The organism is Amycolatopsis sp. NPDC004368 (genome assembly GCF_053602515.1).
In genome coordinates, this window is record NZ_JBSGDT010000001.1 from 583,162 (window position 1) to 600,913 (window position 17,752).

Annotated in this window: 16 protein-coding genes; 10 read left to right on the plus strand and 6 right to left on the minus strand. The window is 70.6% G+C overall.

Annotation, left to right across the window (positions count from 1 at the left end; all coding sequences use genetic code 11):
* Nucleotides 1-91 precede the first annotated feature (91 nt).
* Nucleotides 92-724: a helix-turn-helix transcriptional regulator gene (locus ACWEOE_RS02690; RefSeq protein ID WP_452002895.1), complete on the plus strand. Its 633-nt coding sequence runs from the start codon at nt 92-94 to the stop codon at nt 722-724.
* 161 nt (nt 725-885) lie between these two features.
* Nucleotides 886-1,560, plus strand: a complete 675-nt coding sequence (locus ACWEOE_RS02695) for a class I SAM-dependent methyltransferase (protein WP_452002897.1) — start codon at nt 886-888, stop codon at nt 1,558-1,560.
* A gap of 46 nt (nt 1,561-1,606) precedes the next feature.
* On the opposite strand, the gene ACWEOE_RS02700 is transcribed toward ACWEOE_RS02695, so the two are convergent.
* Entirely contained in the window at nt 1,607-2,365 is a 759-nt protein-coding gene (locus tag ACWEOE_RS02700) for an SDR family NAD(P)-dependent oxidoreductase (RefSeq protein WP_452002900.1), read from the minus strand.
* Between the two features lie 181 nt (nt 2,366-2,546).
* Here ACWEOE_RS02700 and ACWEOE_RS02705 point away from each other — a divergent pair, with 181 nt between their 5' ends.
* From ACWEOE_RS02705 to ACWEOE_RS02725, 5 genes are all read left to right on the plus strand, one after another.
* Nucleotides 2,547-3,857, plus strand: coding sequence for a UDP-glucose dehydrogenase family protein (locus tag ACWEOE_RS02705; RefSeq protein WP_452002903.1), 1,311 nt, complete (start codon nt 2,547-2,549; stop codon nt 3,855-3,857).
* A 121-nt stretch (nt 3,858-3,978) separates the two neighbouring features.
* Nucleotides 3,979-4,362 carry a VOC family protein gene (locus ACWEOE_RS02710; RefSeq protein ID WP_452002904.1) on the plus strand — a complete coding sequence of 128 codons (384 nt, stop codon included), beginning with the start codon at nt 3,979-3,981 and terminating at the stop codon, nt 4,360-4,362.
* Between the two features lie 384 nt (nt 4,363-4,746).
* Nucleotides 4,747-5,265, plus strand: a complete 519-nt coding sequence (locus ACWEOE_RS02715; protein WP_452002907.1) for an RNA polymerase sigma factor — start codon at nt 4,747-4,749, stop codon at nt 5,263-5,265.
* Nucleotides 5,258-6,154 (plus strand): VOC family protein, encoded by an 897-nt coding sequence (locus ACWEOE_RS02720; protein ID WP_452002910.1) that lies wholly within the window; start codon nt 5,258-5,260, stop codon nt 6,152-6,154. The genes ACWEOE_RS02715 and ACWEOE_RS02720 overlap by 8 nt, the downstream gene beginning before the upstream one ends.
* 52 nt (nt 6,155-6,206) lie before the next feature.
* On the plus strand, nt 6,207-6,602 hold the full coding sequence (locus ACWEOE_RS02725) for a hypothetical protein (protein WP_452002912.1): 396 nt from the start codon (nt 6,207-6,209) through the stop codon (nt 6,600-6,602).
* 6 nt (nt 6,603-6,608) lie between these two features.
* On the opposite strand, the gene ACWEOE_RS02730 is transcribed toward ACWEOE_RS02725, so the two are convergent.
* Nucleotides 6,609-8,039, minus strand: coding sequence for an MFS transporter (locus ACWEOE_RS02730; RefSeq protein ID WP_452002914.1), 1,431 nt, complete (start codon nt 8,037-8,039; stop codon nt 6,609-6,611).
* A 102-nt stretch (nt 8,040-8,141) separates the two neighbouring features.
* On the opposite strand from ACWEOE_RS02730, the gene ACWEOE_RS02735 reads away from it, so the two are divergent.
* Nucleotides 8,142-8,975, plus strand: coding sequence for a helix-turn-helix transcriptional regulator (locus tag ACWEOE_RS02735; protein WP_452002916.1), 834 nt, complete (start codon nt 8,142-8,144; stop codon nt 8,973-8,975).
* On the opposite strand, the gene ACWEOE_RS02740 is transcribed toward ACWEOE_RS02735, so the two are convergent.
* Nucleotides 8,972-9,223, minus strand: coding sequence for a Smr/MutS family protein (locus ACWEOE_RS02740; RefSeq protein ID WP_452002919.1), 252 nt, complete (start codon nt 9,221-9,223; stop codon nt 8,972-8,974). The two genes, ACWEOE_RS02735 and ACWEOE_RS02740, sit on opposite strands and share 4 nt — an antisense overlap.
* A gap of 122 nt (nt 9,224-9,345) precedes the next feature.
* Between ACWEOE_RS02740 and ACWEOE_RS02745 the strand changes: the two genes are divergently transcribed.
* Both ACWEOE_RS02745 and ACWEOE_RS02750 read left to right on the plus strand, forming a co-directional pair.
* Nucleotides 9,346-10,476, plus strand: a complete 1,131-nt coding sequence (locus ACWEOE_RS02745; protein WP_452002921.1) for a sensor histidine kinase — start codon at nt 9,346-9,348, stop codon at nt 10,474-10,476.
* Entirely contained in the window at nt 10,473-11,141 is a 669-nt protein-coding gene (locus ACWEOE_RS02750; protein ID WP_452002923.1) for a response regulator, read from the plus strand. Before ACWEOE_RS02745 ends, ACWEOE_RS02750 begins: the two co-directional genes overlap by 4 nt.
* Before the next feature lie 91 nt (nt 11,142-11,232).
* Here ACWEOE_RS02750 and ACWEOE_RS02755 read toward each other — a convergent pair whose 3' ends face one another.
* The 3 genes from ACWEOE_RS02755 to ACWEOE_RS02765 all read right to left on the minus strand — a co-directional run bounded on the left by ACWEOE_RS02755 (nt 11,233) and on the right by ACWEOE_RS02765 (nt 17,735).
* Entirely contained in the window at nt 11,233-12,768 is a 1,536-nt protein-coding gene (locus ACWEOE_RS02755) for an acyltransferase family protein (RefSeq protein ID WP_452002924.1), read from the minus strand.
* A gap of 82 nt (nt 12,769-12,850) precedes the next feature.
* A complete protein-coding gene (locus ACWEOE_RS02760; protein WP_452002926.1) occupies nt 12,851-16,564 on the minus strand; it encodes an FkbM family methyltransferase in 3,714 nt (1,237 codons plus the stop codon).
* Nucleotides 16,557-17,735, minus strand: a complete 1,179-nt coding sequence (locus ACWEOE_RS02765) for a hypothetical protein (protein WP_452002929.1) — start codon at nt 17,733-17,735, stop codon at nt 16,557-16,559. The genes ACWEOE_RS02760 and ACWEOE_RS02765 overlap by 8 nt, the downstream gene beginning before the upstream one ends.
* Nucleotides 17,736-17,752 lie beyond the last annotated feature (17 nt).

A 17,752-nucleotide genomic window follows, 5' to 3' on the forward strand; every position in this document is an offset into this window, starting at 1 on the left:
CCAGCCATCCCGATCCACCACTGACCTCTGGCGATCACCCGTTCAACCCTGCCTATACTCGTAGACGAATACTCGTGAACGAGGAGGCAGCATGAAGCGGCGCAAAGTCGGCAACATGCTGGGACTTGCGGTGCTCTCAGCGCTGCTCGAGCGGCCGATGCACCCTTACGAAATGGCCACCGTGCTGCGCGAACGCGGCAAGGACGCCGACATGAAGATCAAGTGGGGCTCGCTCTACACCGTCGTCGGGAACCTCGAGAAGCACGGCTTCGTCGCGACCGTCGAGAGCGTGCGTGACGGCGGGCGGCCCGAGCGCACGATCTACCGCCTCACCGACGCCGGCCGCGCGGAGCTGGAGGACTGGGTGGGCGAACTGCTCGGCGAGCCGGACCTCGAGCCGACGAAGTTCCAGGCCGGGTTGTCGATCATGGCGTCACTCGGGCCGGACGAGGTGGCCGAGCTGCTGACGAAACGGCTCGCCGCGCTGGAGAAGCGCGTCGGCGAGCGGACGGCGGCGCTGGCCGATGCCGGCGTGCCGCGGATGTTCCTCGTCGAGGGCGAGTACGAGGTGGTGCTCATGCGTGCCGAAGCCGAGTGGGTGCGCGGCCTGCGCGACGACCTGACGACCGGCGCGCTGCCGGGTGTCACCGAGTGGCGGCACTACCGCGAAACCGGCGAGCTGCCGGCAGACTTGACCGCTTTCACCGAAGGCGGGCAGGAGTGAACAAACAGTCCCGGCGGCAGTGCTGGCACACCGCCACCGGGACCGGGAAACCCTCGAACCGACTCCGCGAGCAGCGGGCCCGATCCTCAGGCAGCGATCACAGGATACGGCCCCCGTTCGCCGGAGGCCGGTTCGGCCAACCACCGAACAGGAGCGTCACCATGGCGAACACCCAGGTCAAACGGCACCGCACCAAGCTCGTGCCGGAAATGGAAGGCCCCGTCGCGCGGGCGTACGCGCGGGGCCGCGGCACGGCGCCGCAGCTGGCGGTGTGCCGGACGTCGGCCGCCGCGCTCGCCGAGCAGCTGCTCGAGGGCGCCGATGTGCTGGAAGTGGCGCCCGGGCCGGGCTTCCACGCGGTCGAGCTCGCGCGGCTCGGCCTCAACGTCACCGGGCTCGACGTGAGCCGCACGTTCGTGCAGCTGGCGACCGACTACGCGCGGGAGCAGGGCGTCGAGGCGGAGTTCGTGCACGGTGACGTCGCGAAGATGCCGTTCGCGGACGGGTCGTTCGATTTCCTGATCACGCAGGCGGCGTTCAAGAACTTCGCCGACCCGGTCGACGCGCTCGACGAGATGTGGCGCGTGCTGCGCCCGGGCGGGGTGGCGCTGGTGCAGGACCTGCGCAAGACGGCCACGGCCGAGGACATCGCGGCCGAGGTGCGCGGCATGGACCTCGGGCCGGTGGGGGCGTTCACCACGAAGTGGACGCTCGGGCAGCTGCGCAAGCGCGCGTACACGCCCGAGCAGTTCGAGGTGCTGGCGCGGGAAAGCTGCTTCGGGTCGTGCCGTCTCACCACCGACGGGATCGGGCTGGAAGCGCGCTTGACGAAGTGACGCCATGCGGTCTGGACCACCCGGAATGGTCCAGACCGCGGCAGCGTCAGCGCGGGGCCATGCGCAGCGCGCCGTCCATGCGGACGACCTCGCCGTTGAGGTAGTCGTGGTCGATGAGCGAGAGGGCGAGCTGGGCGTACTCGTCCGGGCGCGCGAGGCGCTTCGGGAACGGCACGCCGGCGGCGAGGCCCGCGCGGAACTCGTCGCTCACGGTGGCGAGCATCGGGGTGTCGACGATGCCGGGCGCGATCGTCAGCACGCGGATGCCCTGCGACGCCAGGTCGCGCGCGGCCGGCAGCGTGAGGCCGACGACGCCACCCTTCGACGACGAGTAGGCCACCTGCCCGATCTGGCCGTCGTAGGCGGCGACCGACGCGGTGTTGATGATGACGCCGCGCGCGTCGTCGGCCAGCGGCTCCGTCTTGGCGATCGCCTCGGCCGCGATGGTGAGCACGTTGAAGGTGCCGATGAGGTTGATCTGGATGACCTTGGCGTAGAGCGCGAGGTCGTGGCGGCCCTTCTTCGACAGGATGCGGGCCGACGGGCCGATGCCGGCGCAGTTCACCACCGTGCGCAGCGGCACCCCGGAGCCGGCCGCGGTGTCCACGGCGGTCTGGACCTGGTCGGGGTCGGTCACGTCGGCCTCGACGTAGGTGACGCCGTCGACCTGCTCCGCCTTCTCGATCGACGCGGCGAGGTCGAGCGCGAAGACGCGCGCGCCTCCGGCGGCCAGCGCCTTGGCGGTGGCGCCGCCGAGGCCGGAAGCACCACCCGTGACGAGCGCTGCGGTGTCGGTGATCTGCATCTTCAGCCTTTCTGCTGCTCGTGGTGCGGCCCTGCACCTTCCCGACAGGTTAACGTTCGTTCGCTTGGCCGCCGGGTGTGCTGGCTCACGCGGGGCGTGTTCTTCACTTCTCGCGTGGAGTATTCGGCCCCGCCGTTTTCCGTTAGCGCCCGCTTCAACTCCGAATGTCACCTTCGGCATCATGAGCGCAGCTCGGATCGTGGTGGTGGGGACGGGGTACGTCGGATTGACCACGGGGGCATGTCTCGCGAGCCTGGGGCATCGCGTCACCTGCGTGGACGTGGACGAGGCGAAGGTCTCTCGCCTCACCGCCGGCAGAGTGGACATTCTCGAACCGGGGCTGGCCGAACTGGTCACCGGTGGCATCGCGAGCGGGCGCCTGTCGTTCGTCGTCGGCGCGCGCGAAGCCGTGCGTCACGCGGACGGGGTGTTCCTGTGCGTGCCGACGCCGATGGGCGCGGGTGGGTCCGCGGACCTGCGCGCGGTGGAGGCGGTGACCGCCGAGATCGGCGACGTGCTGCCCGCCGGCTGCGCGTTGATCACGAAGTCGACCGTGCCCGTGGGCACGTCCAAGCGCATCCGCGCGATGCTCGGCCGTGAAGACGTGCCGATCGTGTCCAATCCGGAATTCCTGCGTGAAGGCACGGCGGTTTCCGATTTCCTGAACCCCGACCGCATCGTCGTCGGTTCCGACACCCCCGGCGCGGCGAACTGGGTCGGCGACCTCTACGCAGACCTCGGCGCCCCGGTCGTGGTGGCCGATGCGGCGAGCGCGGAGCTCGTGAAGTACGCGGCCAACTGCTTCCTCGCGCTCAAACTGTCCTATGTGAACTCGATCGCCGAGCTGTGCGAGCGCCTCGGCGCCGACATCGACCTGGTGACCGAAGGAATGGGCTACGACCGCCGCATCGGCCGCACGTTCCTCAAGCCCGGCCCGGGCTGGGGCGGCTCGTGCCTGCCCAAGGACACCTCCGCGCTGGTCAAGGTCGCCGAGTCGGTGAACTACGACTTCCGCATGCTCACCTCGGCGATCGACGAGAACATCGCCCAGCGCGACCGCATCGTCGCCAAGATCGCCGGCGCCTGCGGCGGCACCCTGGCCGGCGCGCGGATCGGCGTGCTGGGCCTGGCGTTCAAGGCCGGCACGAACGACCTGCGCGACTCACCCGCGCTCGCCGTGTCGTCGGTGCTCGGCGCCCTGGGCGCGGAAATCACCGCGTACGACCCGGCCGTCGACGGCGTCATCGACGGCATGACCGTCGTCGACGACCCGTACCAGGTCGCGAAGGACGCCGACGTCATCGTCGTCCTCACGGAATGGGCCGAGTTCAAACACCTCGACTGGACCATCATGGCCGACGCCATGGAAGGCGACGACGTCGTCGACACCCGCAACCTCCTCGACCCCCGCACGGTCATCGACGCGGGCCTGTCGTGGCAGGGCGTGGGCCGCCCGCGCGCGGCCGGCCGAAAGCGCGTGACGGTTTCCTAGTTCGTCGTTTAGGATCACGGGCGCGGCATCGCGTGTCGGTCACCGGCTGGATGAGGCATGGAGGTGCCGGGATGCCTTGTTGGAGGCATTGTCCGTGTCTGTTTCCCTTGAACTGAACCACTTGATCGTCCCGTCCCGGAACAACCGGGAGTCCGCCGAATTCCTCGCCCACCTGCTGGACGTACCGGTGGGCGAGGAATGGGGCCCCTTCATCCCGGTCGAAACCGGCAACGGCGTCCGGCTCGACTTCGCCACCGTGCCGGCCGAGGATCTCCGGTTGCAGCACTATTGTTTTCTGATTCCGGAGTCTTCGTTCGACGCCTTTTTCTCGCGGCTGCAGGAATCCGGCGTGCCGTACTTCGCCGACCCGGCTTGCCGGGAAGCCGGCGCCGTCAACCACAACCACGGTGGGCGCGGCGTGTACTTCCTCGACCCGGGTGGCAACGGGCTCGAAGTGATCACGCAGCCTTACGAACCGGACCGCCGACGTCCGGTGAGCTGGTAGACCGTCGCCGGGTCCCGCACTCCCGCCGTGCGGGATCCGGCCACCTGCACCAAAACCGCCCCATCGAGCACCACTGTCGCACCCACCAACAGCACCGCCCCGAGCGTCTCGCCGAGCCACACCCACGCCGGCCCCGGCGGCGACCAGCGGTTCCACCAACGCCAGCGCACTCGCCGCCGCGACGGGCCGCCCGCGCAGCGCGCGCAGGCCTGCCAGGCCCGGAGCCCGCGAACAGCGCCCGCGACGTCAGGCTCAACCCCGTCGCCCGAATCCGCCCGGTCATGGGCCGCAGTCTCACGGTCCGACACCTGCCCGGACCAGCGAAATTCCGATCCACCGAAATTCACCCGACGGAAAACGCGCCCGCCGGACGACGATGTGGGTGTGACGGAACCGCGGGTGAGACCGGACCCGGCTTTCGCGCTGCTCGGGCTGTACGAGTCCGCGCTGCCGGAGGTCTACGGGTACCTGCTCGCGCGCTGCGGCGACCGGGTGCTGGCCGAGGAGCTGACGTCCGAGACGTTCCTGGGCGCCGTGGCCGCGTGCCGCAACCCGGGGGCGCCGCCGGTGAGCACGGCGTGGCTGATCGGGGTGGCGCGGCACAAGCTGGCCGACCACTGGCGCCGCAAGGCCCGGGAGGAGCGCGGGCTGCGGCTGGTGCACGAGCCCGAGACCCACGATCCCTGGGACACCGAGCTCGACGCCCTGCGCGCCCGCCAGGTGCTCGCGTCGCTCGGCGCGCACCACCAGGCCGTGCTCACGCTGCGGTACGTCGACGGCCTGCCGGTCGCCGACGTCGCCGCTTGCCTGGGCCGCACGGTCAACGCGACGGAGGCTTTGCTGACCCGCGCCAAGGCCGCGTTCCGCCACCGCTACGAGGAGAAAGGGGGCTGCGATGACTGAGCCGTTCGACGCGCTCGCACTGCCCCCGACGCCGGTCGACCCGGATCCGGCGTTCGCCGACGAGCTGCGGGACAACCTGCGGCGCCTCATCCTGAACGGAGCCGAGATGACCACCACCGAACCGACCACCGAACCGGCCGTGCGCGCCCTCGCGCCCTACCTCGTCGTCACCGACGCGCGGGCCGCGCTGGACTTCTACGTCGAGGTCTTCGGCGCGCGCCGCCGGTCCGACCCGATCCTCATGGACGACGGCCGCGTCGGGCACGCCGAGCTGGCCATCGGCGACAGCGTGCTGATGCTCGCGGAGGAGTTCCCCGAGCTGGGCAACGTCGTCGCGCCGGAGGGCGGGGCGTTGATCCGCGTGGAGGTGGCCGACGCCCGCGAGTCGGCTCGCCGCGCCGTGGAGCTGGGTGCGGAGCTGCTGCGCCCGGTCGAGGACCGCGGCTACGGGCTCAGCGGCACGATCAAGGACCCGTACGGCCAGCGCTGGCTCATCGCGCAGGCCGGGCACCCCGGGCGGAGCGGGAAGTACGCCACGAACCCCACCCGCCACGGCGAAGCCATGTACTTCACCTTCCAGGTTCCCGACGGCGAAGCGGCGAAGGCCTTCTACGGCGGCGTCCTCGGTTGGCAGTTCTCGCCGGGTTCGGTTCCGGACGCCTGGGGCTTCGAAGGCCCCGGCCTGCAGGGCGGCCTGTGGGGCGGCCCGGGCCGGCAGGTCGGCTGGAAGCTGATGTACGCGGTCGACGACATCGAGGCGGCCCGCACCCGCGTCGGCGAACGCGGCGGCACGGCGGGCGAGGTCGAGCACCACCCGTACGGCATCACCGCCGACTGCGTCGACGACCAGGGCATCGAGTTCTGGCTCTGGGAACAACCACACGAGTGAGAAACCCCATGACCCCGGCGGTTCCCACGCCGCCGGGGCGCACACTCGAACCATGTCCGGGCACTGGACTCCGTGCAACGAAGCCGAACTGACCGCCGGCTGGCGGCTGTGGCTCGAGCTCGGCTCGTGCACCTGGCCGGGCCCCGACTGGGACGGCACCCCCGCCGAGGCCGTCGCCGGCCTCACCCACCTCTTCGGGACCTGCAACGACATCCTGGAGTCCTACCGCCGCAGCGGCGGCCCCGACTCCGCCGGCATCATCGGCCTGGTCCGCTCCATGTTCCTCGCGGCCAACTGGACCCTCGACCTCTGGCGCGACGACACCGCCCCCTTGGATGCCGAGCGTGCCGCTTTGCTGCACGGGGACCTGGCGGGCTTCGCGGAGCACGCGGAGGCGGTTCGGACGCTGCTCGCTCGCGGTGGAGGGTGGTCGTCGCTGTCGAGCTGAGCAGCTCTACCGAGGATCAGGCAGCTTCCGGGACAACCCGACCACCACCAGAGCCACCACCGCCAGCAACCCCATGACCACCACAAAGGCCCCCTCGTACCCCACCGAACCCGTGCTCAACCCGGCGAACAGACTCCCGAACACGGCCACGCCCAGCGCCAACGACGTCTGCTGCGTAGTGGTCATCACCCCGCCACCGATACCGGCCAGGTCATGGGGCACCCGCGACAACACGACCCGGAACAGGGTCGTCATCGCCATGCCGTTGCCCACGCCGATGAGCACCATTGCGGGCGCCAGTTGCCACAGCGACAGCGACGGCCAAGCCAGCCACGCCGATACCGCAAGCACCACCAGGCCCAGCGCCAGGATCACCCCGCCCAGCGGCACCACCTGCCGGCCCAAGCGGGTCACGAGCCGGCTGCTCACGAGCGACGTCAGGAAGTACGCCACGGCCATCGGCGTGAGCACCAGCCCCGACGCGAGCGGGCCGAGGTGCAGGCCCTCCTGCAGCGTCACGGCGTAGACGAACATGAAGGACCCGAAGCCGCAGAAGAAGGGCACGGCGACGACGAGGCCGTGGCGCACGTTGGCCGTCCGGACCAGCGCCGGGGGGAGCAGGGGCATGCCGCCGCGGGATTCCAGGCGGGACTCGACGCGGGCGAAAGCGAACACCGCGAAGGGGAAGAGCACCAGCAGCACGATCGTCCACCACGGCCAGCCCAGCGCGGAGCCCTCCATGAGCGGCACGAGCAGCGTCAGCAGCGAAGCGGCCAGCAGCACCGTGCCCCAGCGGTCGACGCCGAGGGGGTTGGTGGCGCGGCTGTCGGGTACCGTGCGGCGGGCGATGAGGAGGCCGACCAGCCCGATCGGCACGTTGACGAGGAAGATCGGCCGCCAGGTCGTGCCCCAGAGGTCCGCGGCGACGAGCGCGCCGCCGAGGAGCTGGCCGACGACGGTGGCGATGCCGCCCGTCGCGCCGTAGTAGCCGAGGGCGCGGGAGCGGTGGGCGCCCTCCGTACCTGCCTGGATGATCGACAAGACCTGGGGAAGCAGCATCGCCGACGCGGCGCCCTGGGCGGCGCGGGCGAGCACGAGCGTCAACGCGTCGGGGGCGAGGCCGCAGATCAGGGACGTCGACGTGAACAGCGCGAGCCCCACCAGGAACAGCCGGCGGCGGCCGAACGCGTCGCCGAGCCGGCCGCCGAGGACCAGCAGCACGGCGTACGCGATGCCGTACGCGGCCACCACCAGCTCCAGCGTCGCGGTGGACGCGTGGAGGTCGGCGTTGATCGTGGGGAGGGCGACGTTGACGATGAAGAAGTCGATGATCGGCAGCGCCGCCCCCAGCAGCACGGTGACCAGGCCGGCGGAGGTGAGTGCCGGTCTGGTCGGCACGCCGGTGGTGTGCACCGGCGTGGAAGTTGTCGTCGTCATGAGTACCAGGTTCCGACGCCTCCCAACCTGGTACCAGGTGCGCTCTTATCCTGGTAGTCGGACTACCTGGTACCCGGTTCGAGCTTGTGCTCCACTGGAACCATGACCACCGCTGTCGAAGAACGCCTGCGCCGCGGCGAGCTCGGCGCGTTCCTGCGCAGCCGCCGTGCGCGCATCACGCCCGAGCAGGTCGGCCTGCCCCTCGGCGGCCGCCGGCGCACGCCCGGGCTGCGCCGCGAAGAGGTCGCACAGCTCGCCGGCGTCGGGGTCACCTGGTACACGTGGCTGGAGCAGGGCCGCGACATCAACGCGTCAGAGCAGGTTCTCGGCGCGATTTCCCGCACGCTGCGGCTCGACCCCCACGAGCACTCCCACCTGTTCACCCTCGCCGGCGCGCCGGAGCCGCCGGCGGCGAACGAGTGCAACGCCATCACGCCCTCGATGCGCATGATGATGACCCGGCTCGAACCCTTCCCCGTCGCCATCCGCAACGCGCGCCGGGACCTGCTCGGCTACAACCGCGCGTACCAGTGGCTGATGGGCGACGTCGACGCGATCCCCTTCGAAGACCGCAACACCCTGGTCCAGTGCCTGCTCAACCCGGCCTGGCGCGCCCGCATGCTCGACTGGGACGAGAACGTGGGGCGCACCATCGCCGCCTTCCGCGCCGCGATGGCCGAGCACGTGGCCGAACCGTCGTGGAAAGCGCTGGTCAAGCGACTGCGGGCCGAGTCGCCGCTGTTCGAGCAGCTGTGGACCCGCCACGACGTGAACCCCGAGCCGATCCGCACCAAGCGCTACGAACACCCCGAGGTCGGGCTGCTGAAGTTCAACTTCACCTACCTCTACTCGGGCCGGCGCTCCGAGATCGTGGTGTCCACCTACACCCCGGCCGACGAGCGGACCGCCGAGAAGCTGCCGCTGCTGTTCGACTAAAACCGCACCAGCACTCGTCCGTCGTTGTCCGGGTCGGTCTCCACGCGGCGGTAGAGCTTCTTGAGGTGCGGCTGGTTGAGCGTGGCCAGCACGCGCTTCCTGAGCTTGCCCGAGCCCTTGCCGGAAATGATCTCGACGAGCTTGATCTTTTCCCGGGCCGCCCGGAAAATCGCGGTTCGCACGGCCGCGTCGATGTCCCGGTCGCTGCGGAAGACGGGGTGCAGGTCCACGGTCAGCATTTCCGGCATGGCAGCTCCTCGGTAGCGCGTCAGGCGAACTTACCCGCGCGAACCTGCCGCGCCGGACGTACCGCGAGATGCCGCTTCCGGACGGACGCGCGAGCGCCCCGCGAGCGGTAGTTTTCTGCACCATGCAGGACTGGTGGCGGGCGCGGAACCCGTGGTTCGGACGGGTGTTCCGGACCCTCGTGGTGCTCGCGTTCACGCTCGGCGCCACGAGCGCGGCGGGCCGCTGGCAGCCGGGCGCCCACCCGCTGAGCCCCGGTGGCGCCGCGTGGCTCGTCGCGACCGTGCTGACGCTGCTGGTCGTGCACCGCTACCCGCTGCCGGTGTTCGTGGTCACGGCGGCGTCGGCGTACGAGTTCTACGCCTCCAGCGAGCCCGGCGGGCCGCTGATCCTGGTGCCGACCATCGCGCTGTTCATGCTCACCCGCCGCCACGGCCCGGTGCTCGCGGGCTGGACCGGCGCGGGGGTGCTGGTCGCGGGGTACGCGGCCCACGTGATCACCACGCGCTCGTTCGCCATCGCGCCGACGGCCGGGGTGTTCGTGGTGTGGCTGGCGGCGGTGATCGGTATCGGCACAGCCGTGCGCTACCAGTTCGCGGCCCTGGCGGCGCGGCGCGAGCAGGCGGCGGAGCACCGCCACCGCCTGGCCGAGCAGGAACGGCTGCAGATCGCCCGCGAGGTGCACGACGTCGTGGCCCACAGCCTCGCGATGATCAACGTGCAGGCCGGCGTCGCCGCCCACGTCGCTGATCGGCGCCCCGAACAGGCGAAAGAGGCGCTGCTCAACATCAAGGCCGCCAGCGCTTCGGCGCTCAACGACCTGCGCGCGACGCTCGCCGTCCTGCGTTCGGGGGAGGACAAGGCCCCCGCGCCCAGCCTGGCGCAGCTCGGTGAGCTGCTCGACCACGCCCGCGCCGCGGGGCTCGAGGTGCGGCTGCGCGGCGAGGCCGGCGACGTGCCCGCCCCCGTGGCCGGCGCAACCTACCGGATCCTGCAGGAGTCACTCACCAACGTCGTCCGCCACGCCGACGGCGCTCGGCACGTCGACGTCCACCTCGAACGGCGACCCGGCGCCCTCACGCTCACCGTCCGTGACGACGGCCGCGGCACCACCGCGCCCACACCCGGCCACGGGCTGCGCGGCATGAACGAGCGCGCGGCCGCCCTCGGTGGCACGGTGCGGGCCGGCCGCGTCAGTGCCCCGGCCGGCGGTTTCGAAGTGCGGGCCGAGCTGCCCGTGGAGGGGGAGTCATGACGATCACCGTGGTCCTGGCCGACGACCAGGCGCTGGTCCGCGCGGGGTTCCGCGTGCTGCTGGAGACGGAAGACGGGTTCGCCGTGGTCGGCGAGGCCGGCGACGGCGCGCAGGCTGTGGCCCTCGCGCGGGAGCACCGGCCGGACATCGTCGTGATGGACGTGCGCATGCCCGGCACCGACGGCCTCGAAGCCACCCGCCGCATCACCGCCGACCCGGGGCTCGCCGACGTGAAGGTGCTTGTCCTGACCACGTTCGACGTCGACGAGTACGTCTACGAAGCCCTTCGCGCCGGCGCCAGCGGCTTCCTGCTCAAGGACACCGAGCCGGTCGAGCTGCTGCGTGCGCTGCGCGTGGTCGCCGCCGGCGAGGCGCTGCTGGCGCCGACCGTCACGCGCCGGCTGATCTCCGAGTTCGTCGGCCGCCCTGAGCACCGGCGCATCGACACCGCCGCGGTCAAGGAGATCACCGATCGCGAACGCGAGGTCCTCGGTCTCGTCGCCGGCGGGCTGTCCAACGACGAAATCGCCGCCCACCTGGTGATCTCCACCGCCACGGCCCGCACGCACGTGAGCCGCATCATGACGAAGATCGGTGCTCGCGACCGGGCCCAGCTCGTGGTTCTGGCCTACGAATCGGGCCTTGTGACACCAAGGCGACAGTGAGCTGACAAAACTAGCCCGAAGGTGTGAGTTACGCCGTGTCGGTGAACGTCGTCCCACTCTCGGACGCCTTACCGGCAGAGCATCGCTTCACTCAGCGATGTGTTCGGCGGAAGGAGCTCCCATGGCGTGGGAGATCGTCGTGGTCGCCGCGCTGGCCGTGGTTTTCCTGGTCAGGCTGGTGCTGCAGCTCAAGCGGGGGTGACGGGCGCCGCCGCGGCGTGCTGTGACGGGCACGTGGCTCGGCCGCGCGGTCGGATCCCGCTTCCTGCGACAGCGCCGGCCTCGGCTGCGGCCGGCGCGGCGGCGCGGCGCGGTGCGTGATCACCGTCTGCTCCGCGTCGGTCGGCGGCGGGGGCTTCGGCGCGCTCCTCGGCGGAGGCGGCGGCTTGGGCACACCCCTGGTCGGAGCCGGCGGCAAGCTGCCGTTCAGCGACCCGGACACCGCGCCCACCGTGGCCCCGCCCGCCAGGTGCCGCGGCCCGTCGACCTTGGGGATCTCGATCGTGATCTCGCTGGTCACCTTGATCGGCGTGGGCTTCTCGCGCCGGTAGGAGAGCTTGCGCGCCAGCGCGTGGCTCGGCCGCTCCACCCACCGGTAGCTCACCTCGACCACGCCGAACACCGCCGGGATCACGATCAGCAGCGCGATCGGCAGCGGCACCGCCGGACGCAGCAGCTGCAGGAGCACGAACGACACCAGCATGTGCAGCAGGTAGATCGAATAACTGCGCTCGGACACGACGGTCCAGAACTTCCGCTGCTTGAGCTTCGGTTCCGCCATCATGCCCAGCAGGAACAGCACCACGGCGAACGCCATCGACAGGTTGTAGGCGGTGTCCACGCGGCCGACGTTGATGATGTCGCCGAGCACGTACAGACCCCACGCCAGACCACCGAAAACGCCACCGGCCCACAGCGGGATCTTCTTCGACGTGGTGGCCCAGATGACCTGGCCGATGATCATGATCGGCAGGTAGGACACGTTCACCGCGAACAGGAAGTACGCGGCGCCGAGCTGCCGGCCGCTCAGCATCACCACGAAGATGAACGTGACCTCGACCGCGATGGCCAGCCACACCCACCGGCGCAGCACCGGGAGCAACAGCAGCAGGATGACGTAGAACAGGACCTCGACGATCATCGTCCAGGCCACCGGCACCAGCACGACCTGCGGGTTGATCAGGTAGTTGACCAGCAGGGAGTTGGTGAGCACGGTCAGCGGCGTGAGCTCCTGCGACTGTCCCGGCGTCGCGGGCGGGTGCAGGTTCACCAGGATCAGCAGCGCGGTCAGCAGCACCACGAACACCATCGGCGCGTACACCCGGATCAGCCGGTTCACGGCGAACCGCCTGCTGCCCTGCCGCATCGCGATCGGGGTGACCACGAAACCGCTGACCAGGAAGAAGAACGGCACCGCGATCTCCCCGATGCCCTGTGTCGACATGTGCATCGGGTCGCTGGTGAGCGCCTCGATGAAGTCGATGTAGGGCGCGTGCTCGCCCTTGGCCTTCACCCAGGGATGTGCGATGTGGCTGTAGAAGACCAGCAGCGCACCGAGCCCGCGGCCGATGTCGATGAAGACGATCCGGGTCTTCTTCGCCGGTTCGGAGGGCGCGACCTCAGCCAACGCCCACCCCCACTTGGTCGAACCGACTTAGTCCGTAAGGAGTGTAACCAAGAAACACCGAGTGGTTTCCACGGATGGAAATTCACCCAACCAAAGCGGGTCCGGGTCGAAGCCACAGCGTCACGAAGTCCTTTTCGTTGCGCCGCGCGTTGCGAATCAGCTCCCGGTCACCCTGTGGGTAGGTGACCGGCCCTTCGTCGCCGACCTCGGTCGGCTGGTAGCCCAGCTCGCGGTAGCGGGCGAGCACCGCGTGCGGATCGTCCCCGAGCTCCTCGATGGCGCCCGGGCAGAACTCGCACACGATGTGCGGGCGGTCGCGGCGCAGCACCTCGTCCAGCCCGGCCAGCGCCCGGTGATCGCGGCCCTGCAGGTCGACCTTGATCAGGGTGATCTGCTGCTCGCGCACCTCGGGCACCTCGCCGAGCCGGACCGCGGGCACCTCGATACCCGGCCCGTCCTCGTTGACCCGGTTGTCGCCGCTGTTGTCGGCTTCCGGATGGGTCAGGCGCACGGTGCCGGCGTGGTCCCAGGCGGCCACCGGCAGCACCGTGGTCAGCTCCACCGCGGCGGCGGGCAGGTTCACCTCGAGGTTGCGGCGCAGGTACTGGGCGTTGAGGGGGTCCGCCTCGACGGCGATCACGCGGCTGATGTCCGGACAGGACCGCATGAGCCGCAGCGTGTGGTAGCCGACGTGCGCACCGATGTCGAGAATGGCGCCGGGATGCCGGGTCACGAGCTCGCACATGAGCTCGGCCTCGCTGTTCTCCCAGGACCGGTGGAACTGGATCCACGGGAGCATGACCTCGTCGACCGGCATCAGCAGCGCACCCACGTCGCTGACCACGACCTCGGCGTCGCGCGGGATCGGAACGTGCGAGAGCCGGGCGGCGTCGCGCAGTGCACCCAGGTCGACGGATACGCGCTGGATCGCCTCTTCGTCCTGGTCGAGCCGTTGATCGCGGGCCGAGAAGTCGGCGTGCACGCTCGCCGTGACCGACTCCAGCTCGCCGGTGAAGCTCTCCGACATCTTGCTGACGTCGGCCTCGACGTTGCGCACCGCCAGATCGAGGCCGGGCGTCTGTTCGCGCAGCTCCTCCACCGAAGTCTCCAGCGCCCGCAGCCGGCCCTCGATCGAGGTCTTGAGGGTGTGCAGCTTGTCGTCGAAGCGACGGCTCAGCTCCGCGGCACGCTGCGCGTCGTCGAGGCGCGCCTCCACGGACTCAAGACGGGCCAGCAACCTGCTGGTGGTCTCCTCCGTGGCGTCGCGCAGCTCACCCATCACCCGGCGTTGGTGCACGTCGTAGTGGTCGATGGCCCGCATCACGGCCTTGCGCATCGCGGGGGCCAGCGGCGTCCGCGAGGGCGCGCCCGGCTCCGGCCGCCAGTGCAGCGCCTCCGCCGCCTTGCGCACCGGGGTCAGCGGGTGCTCGGGTTCCTGCGGCCGGTACGCCTGGCGCGACCGCCAGGTTTCGTAGGCGCCGCGCAGCTCGCCGCGCATCCACTCGGCGGCGGCCGCCACGGACCGCGTGCGCAGCACGTGCCGGCGCGCCTTCCGGCCGCGCCGCTCGGCCTCGTCCGGATCGTCGGCCACCTCGCGCATGGCGGCCGCGGCCGCCTCGACGTCCGGGTCCGCCCACAGGGTGTCCGGCTCGTACGGGTCGTTGCCCTTGCCCACCGGGACCAACCGGTAGGGCACCGGCCAGCCGGTGGTCGAGTCGAGGAACTCGGTGGTGCTGGAGTAGTCCGTCGAGATCACCGGCATGGCGCGCGCCATCGCCTCGGCCACGGTCAGCCCGAAGCCCTCGCCCCGGTGCAGCGACACGTAGCACGTGCTGCGGTCGTAGAGGTCGTTCAGTTCCTCCACCGACAGGTACCGCTCGATCAGATCGATGCGCGGATCGGTCGCTGCCGCGGCGCGCAACCGCTCCGCCTCGAACGGGCGCTGCTTGGCGTTGATGGTCTTGATCGTCAGCCGCACGTCGTCGCGGCCGGGGAAGGCCTGCTGGAACGCCTTGATGGTGCCCCACGGGTTCTTGCGCTGCGCGATGCTGTTGAAGTCGAACGCGAACAGGAACCGGACCGGCTCACCGGCCTCGCGGGCGGGTCGGGAGGGTTCACCGGGATCGCGCACCGGAACCGGCACGGTCTTGACCGGGATCGGTGAGTGCTTGGCGATCGCGGTGCGGCAGAAGTCGCTGACCGTCCACACCTCGTCGACCAGACCGAACGCCTCGTGCATCGAGGCGGGGAAATCCTCGGTCTCCCACGCCCACAGGCCGATCCGGTAGCGGTCGTGCCCGACCTCGGGATGCGTGCCGAGCAGCACCTTCGTCTGGTCGGCGTTGACGGCGAGCACGCTGACCGGGAACCGCGGGTCACCGAGGCTCTCCGGTTGATCGAGACCGGTGCGGTTCAGGATGCGTTCCTCGACGACCGACGCGATCGGCACCCCGGCGGTCTCGATCACCTCGTGCACGATCCGGCCCATCTCGCCGACGCCCAGCTCGGCGGTCAGGTAGCCGAGCAGGTTGACGCCGAACTCGTCCTCCGGCGCGCGGGCGGTCATCGGATGACCGGGCAGCGCCCACTCGGCGAGTTCGCCCTCGTTGATCCCGGAGGTCATGCACCACGCGCGGAACTTCTCGGCGTCCTCACCAGTGGGGTGCGGAAAGGCGGTTCGAAGGTCGACCCGGGAATCCCAGACGGCGAGCGCCGCCCGGTTCAGCCCGGACGCCGCTTGCGCCGAGTCCTCCGCGCCGGCCAGCCACTCGCGCAGGGCGAGGCCGCCGTCTTCGCCGTAGGCGTGCGGCGGGAGTCGCTTGTTCTTGCGCTCGGCCTTGATCCAGGCCGCGCGGAACACGCGCCGGGCGAGCTTGGGCAGCGGCGTGCCGTCACCGAAACCGGCGAAACCGTAGGGCACCGCTTCCAGCGTCTCGGCGTAACCCGCCTCGCGCAGCGCCGCACCGTAGGCGTCGCACAGCTCGCGCAGTTCGGGGTTGGCCGAGAGCAGCACGCGCGGTTCGCGTGCGCAGTAGTAAGTCAGCAGCCACGGCGTCTCCGGCCGGTAACCGCTGAAGTGGAAGAACCGCAGCTTCGCCCCGCCCGCGGTCAGCTCGCCGTTGTCCCCGCGTTCGACCGGGCGGTCGTGCAAGTTCCAGTACGCGACGTTGAAACCCGGGTCGGTGAGCACGTGGTGGTCGAAGAGCGCGGGCACGTTGTCCACCCAGCGCTGGTCGGTGAACAGCTGCTTGTCCGGCGCCACGATCGCGTCGTGCCGCAGCCGTTCGGCCCAGAAATCGAGGAAGTCGCCGGAGCCGGGACCGACCCCGATGAAGCCGAGGTTGAAGATCCCCGCGCCCATGATGACGGCCTCGTCGGGCTCCATCCCGTCGCGCGGCAGCGGGGACAGCACGTGCGGGGTGAGCACGATGCCGTGCGCGAGGGCGAGCTCCGCGATCTCCGGCATCGGCGCGAAGACCCTGATGTCCGGATCGAGGTAGATCGCCACGTCGTACTCCCGGCGCAGCTCGCGCAGGAGGTAGGGCTTGACCGAGGTGGCCATCTCGGTGACCGAGTACGCCGTGGCCATGCGCAGGTAGTCGTCCTCGTCGATGCCGAACGCGTCGCGCCCGACGACCCGGTACCCGTCGCGCTCGTCCTCGTGGCCGTCGATGACCGCGATGACGAAGTCGTTTTCGGGGTGCTGCGCCAGGTAGGACCTGGCCAGCACCCGGGCCGCGGGCAGGTAGTTGCGCGCGACGATCGTGCACGCGGTGACGGTGCGCGCGTCACCCATTGGCCGGCAGCACCTTCAGCTGAGCAGCGAGGATGGTGTCGAAGCTCGTCTTCGCGGTCTCCAGGCTCCCCGGAGCGGTCACCTCGAGCCGGATCACCACGTTGCCGTGCGAGTAGTGACCACGGATCTGTGCGGGAGAGCTGTCCTTCGCGTCGACCGAGGTGACGGACACGCCGTCCGGGGCGTCGGTGACGCGGGTGGCGTCGTTGCGGATCTGCGTGGCCAGCAGCTTGCTCACCGCGTTCTGCGCCGCGGCCGGGCTGCCGACCTTGGTCAGCATGATGATCGCCCGGGACCCGCCGCCGAGGTCGTGCACCACGAACTTCACGTCGCCGGCCTTCGCGGCCTCGTACGTCGACAGCTCGTCGGAGGTGAGGTAGTTCAGCGCCGAGATCTGCGAGAAGCTCTTGATGCTGTCGTACTTCTCCGCGGAGCCCGGGATGTCGGCGACCGCCATCCCGTCCGGCGGCTTCGGCGCGCTGGACGGTGCCTGCTGCGTGGGCGGGGCGGGCGGCTGTTCGGCGGTGCTGGTGCCGCGGCCCCAGAGCCAGTAGGCGCCGAACGCGATCGCGGCCAGCACGACCACGGCGCCCACGATCGCGCCGATCTTCTTGCCGTTGCCGGACTTGGGCTTCTCGGCGAAGAACTCCGGGCCCTGGCGGAAGGAGTCGCCGCCCGTCGGGCCGAGCGGCGGCAGGTCACCACCGCCCCACGGCGGGCTCTGGTCGCCTTCGGGCGCGTTCCACGGCTGCTGCTGCGGGAAGCCGCCGGCGGGGGAGGCCGGCTGCTGGAACCCGCCGGGCGGGGAGTACTGCGCCTGCGGCGGCTGCTGCGACGGCTGCACGTACTCGGTGCGCGCGGGGTCGGCCTGCTGCATCTGCCAGGACTGCACGGCCTGGGTGCGCTCGGCGCTGGGGTCGGCGGCGGGCTGCTGCGGCTGCTGTTGCTGCGGGGCCGGCGGCTGCTGCTGCGGCATGCCCTGGGGCGGGCTCACCGGCGTGATGATCTGCGTCGAGTCCGCACTCGGGTTGGGCTGCTGCGGTGCCGGCTGCTCCTGCTGGCCGACAGCCGAGGACAGCACCTGGTCGCGCCGGATCCGGTAGTCGTCCGCGGACAGCCGCCCTGACGCGAGCTCCTCGTCCAGCCGCCGCAGCTCCTCCTGCCAGGACACCAGGCTCCCCCTTATCC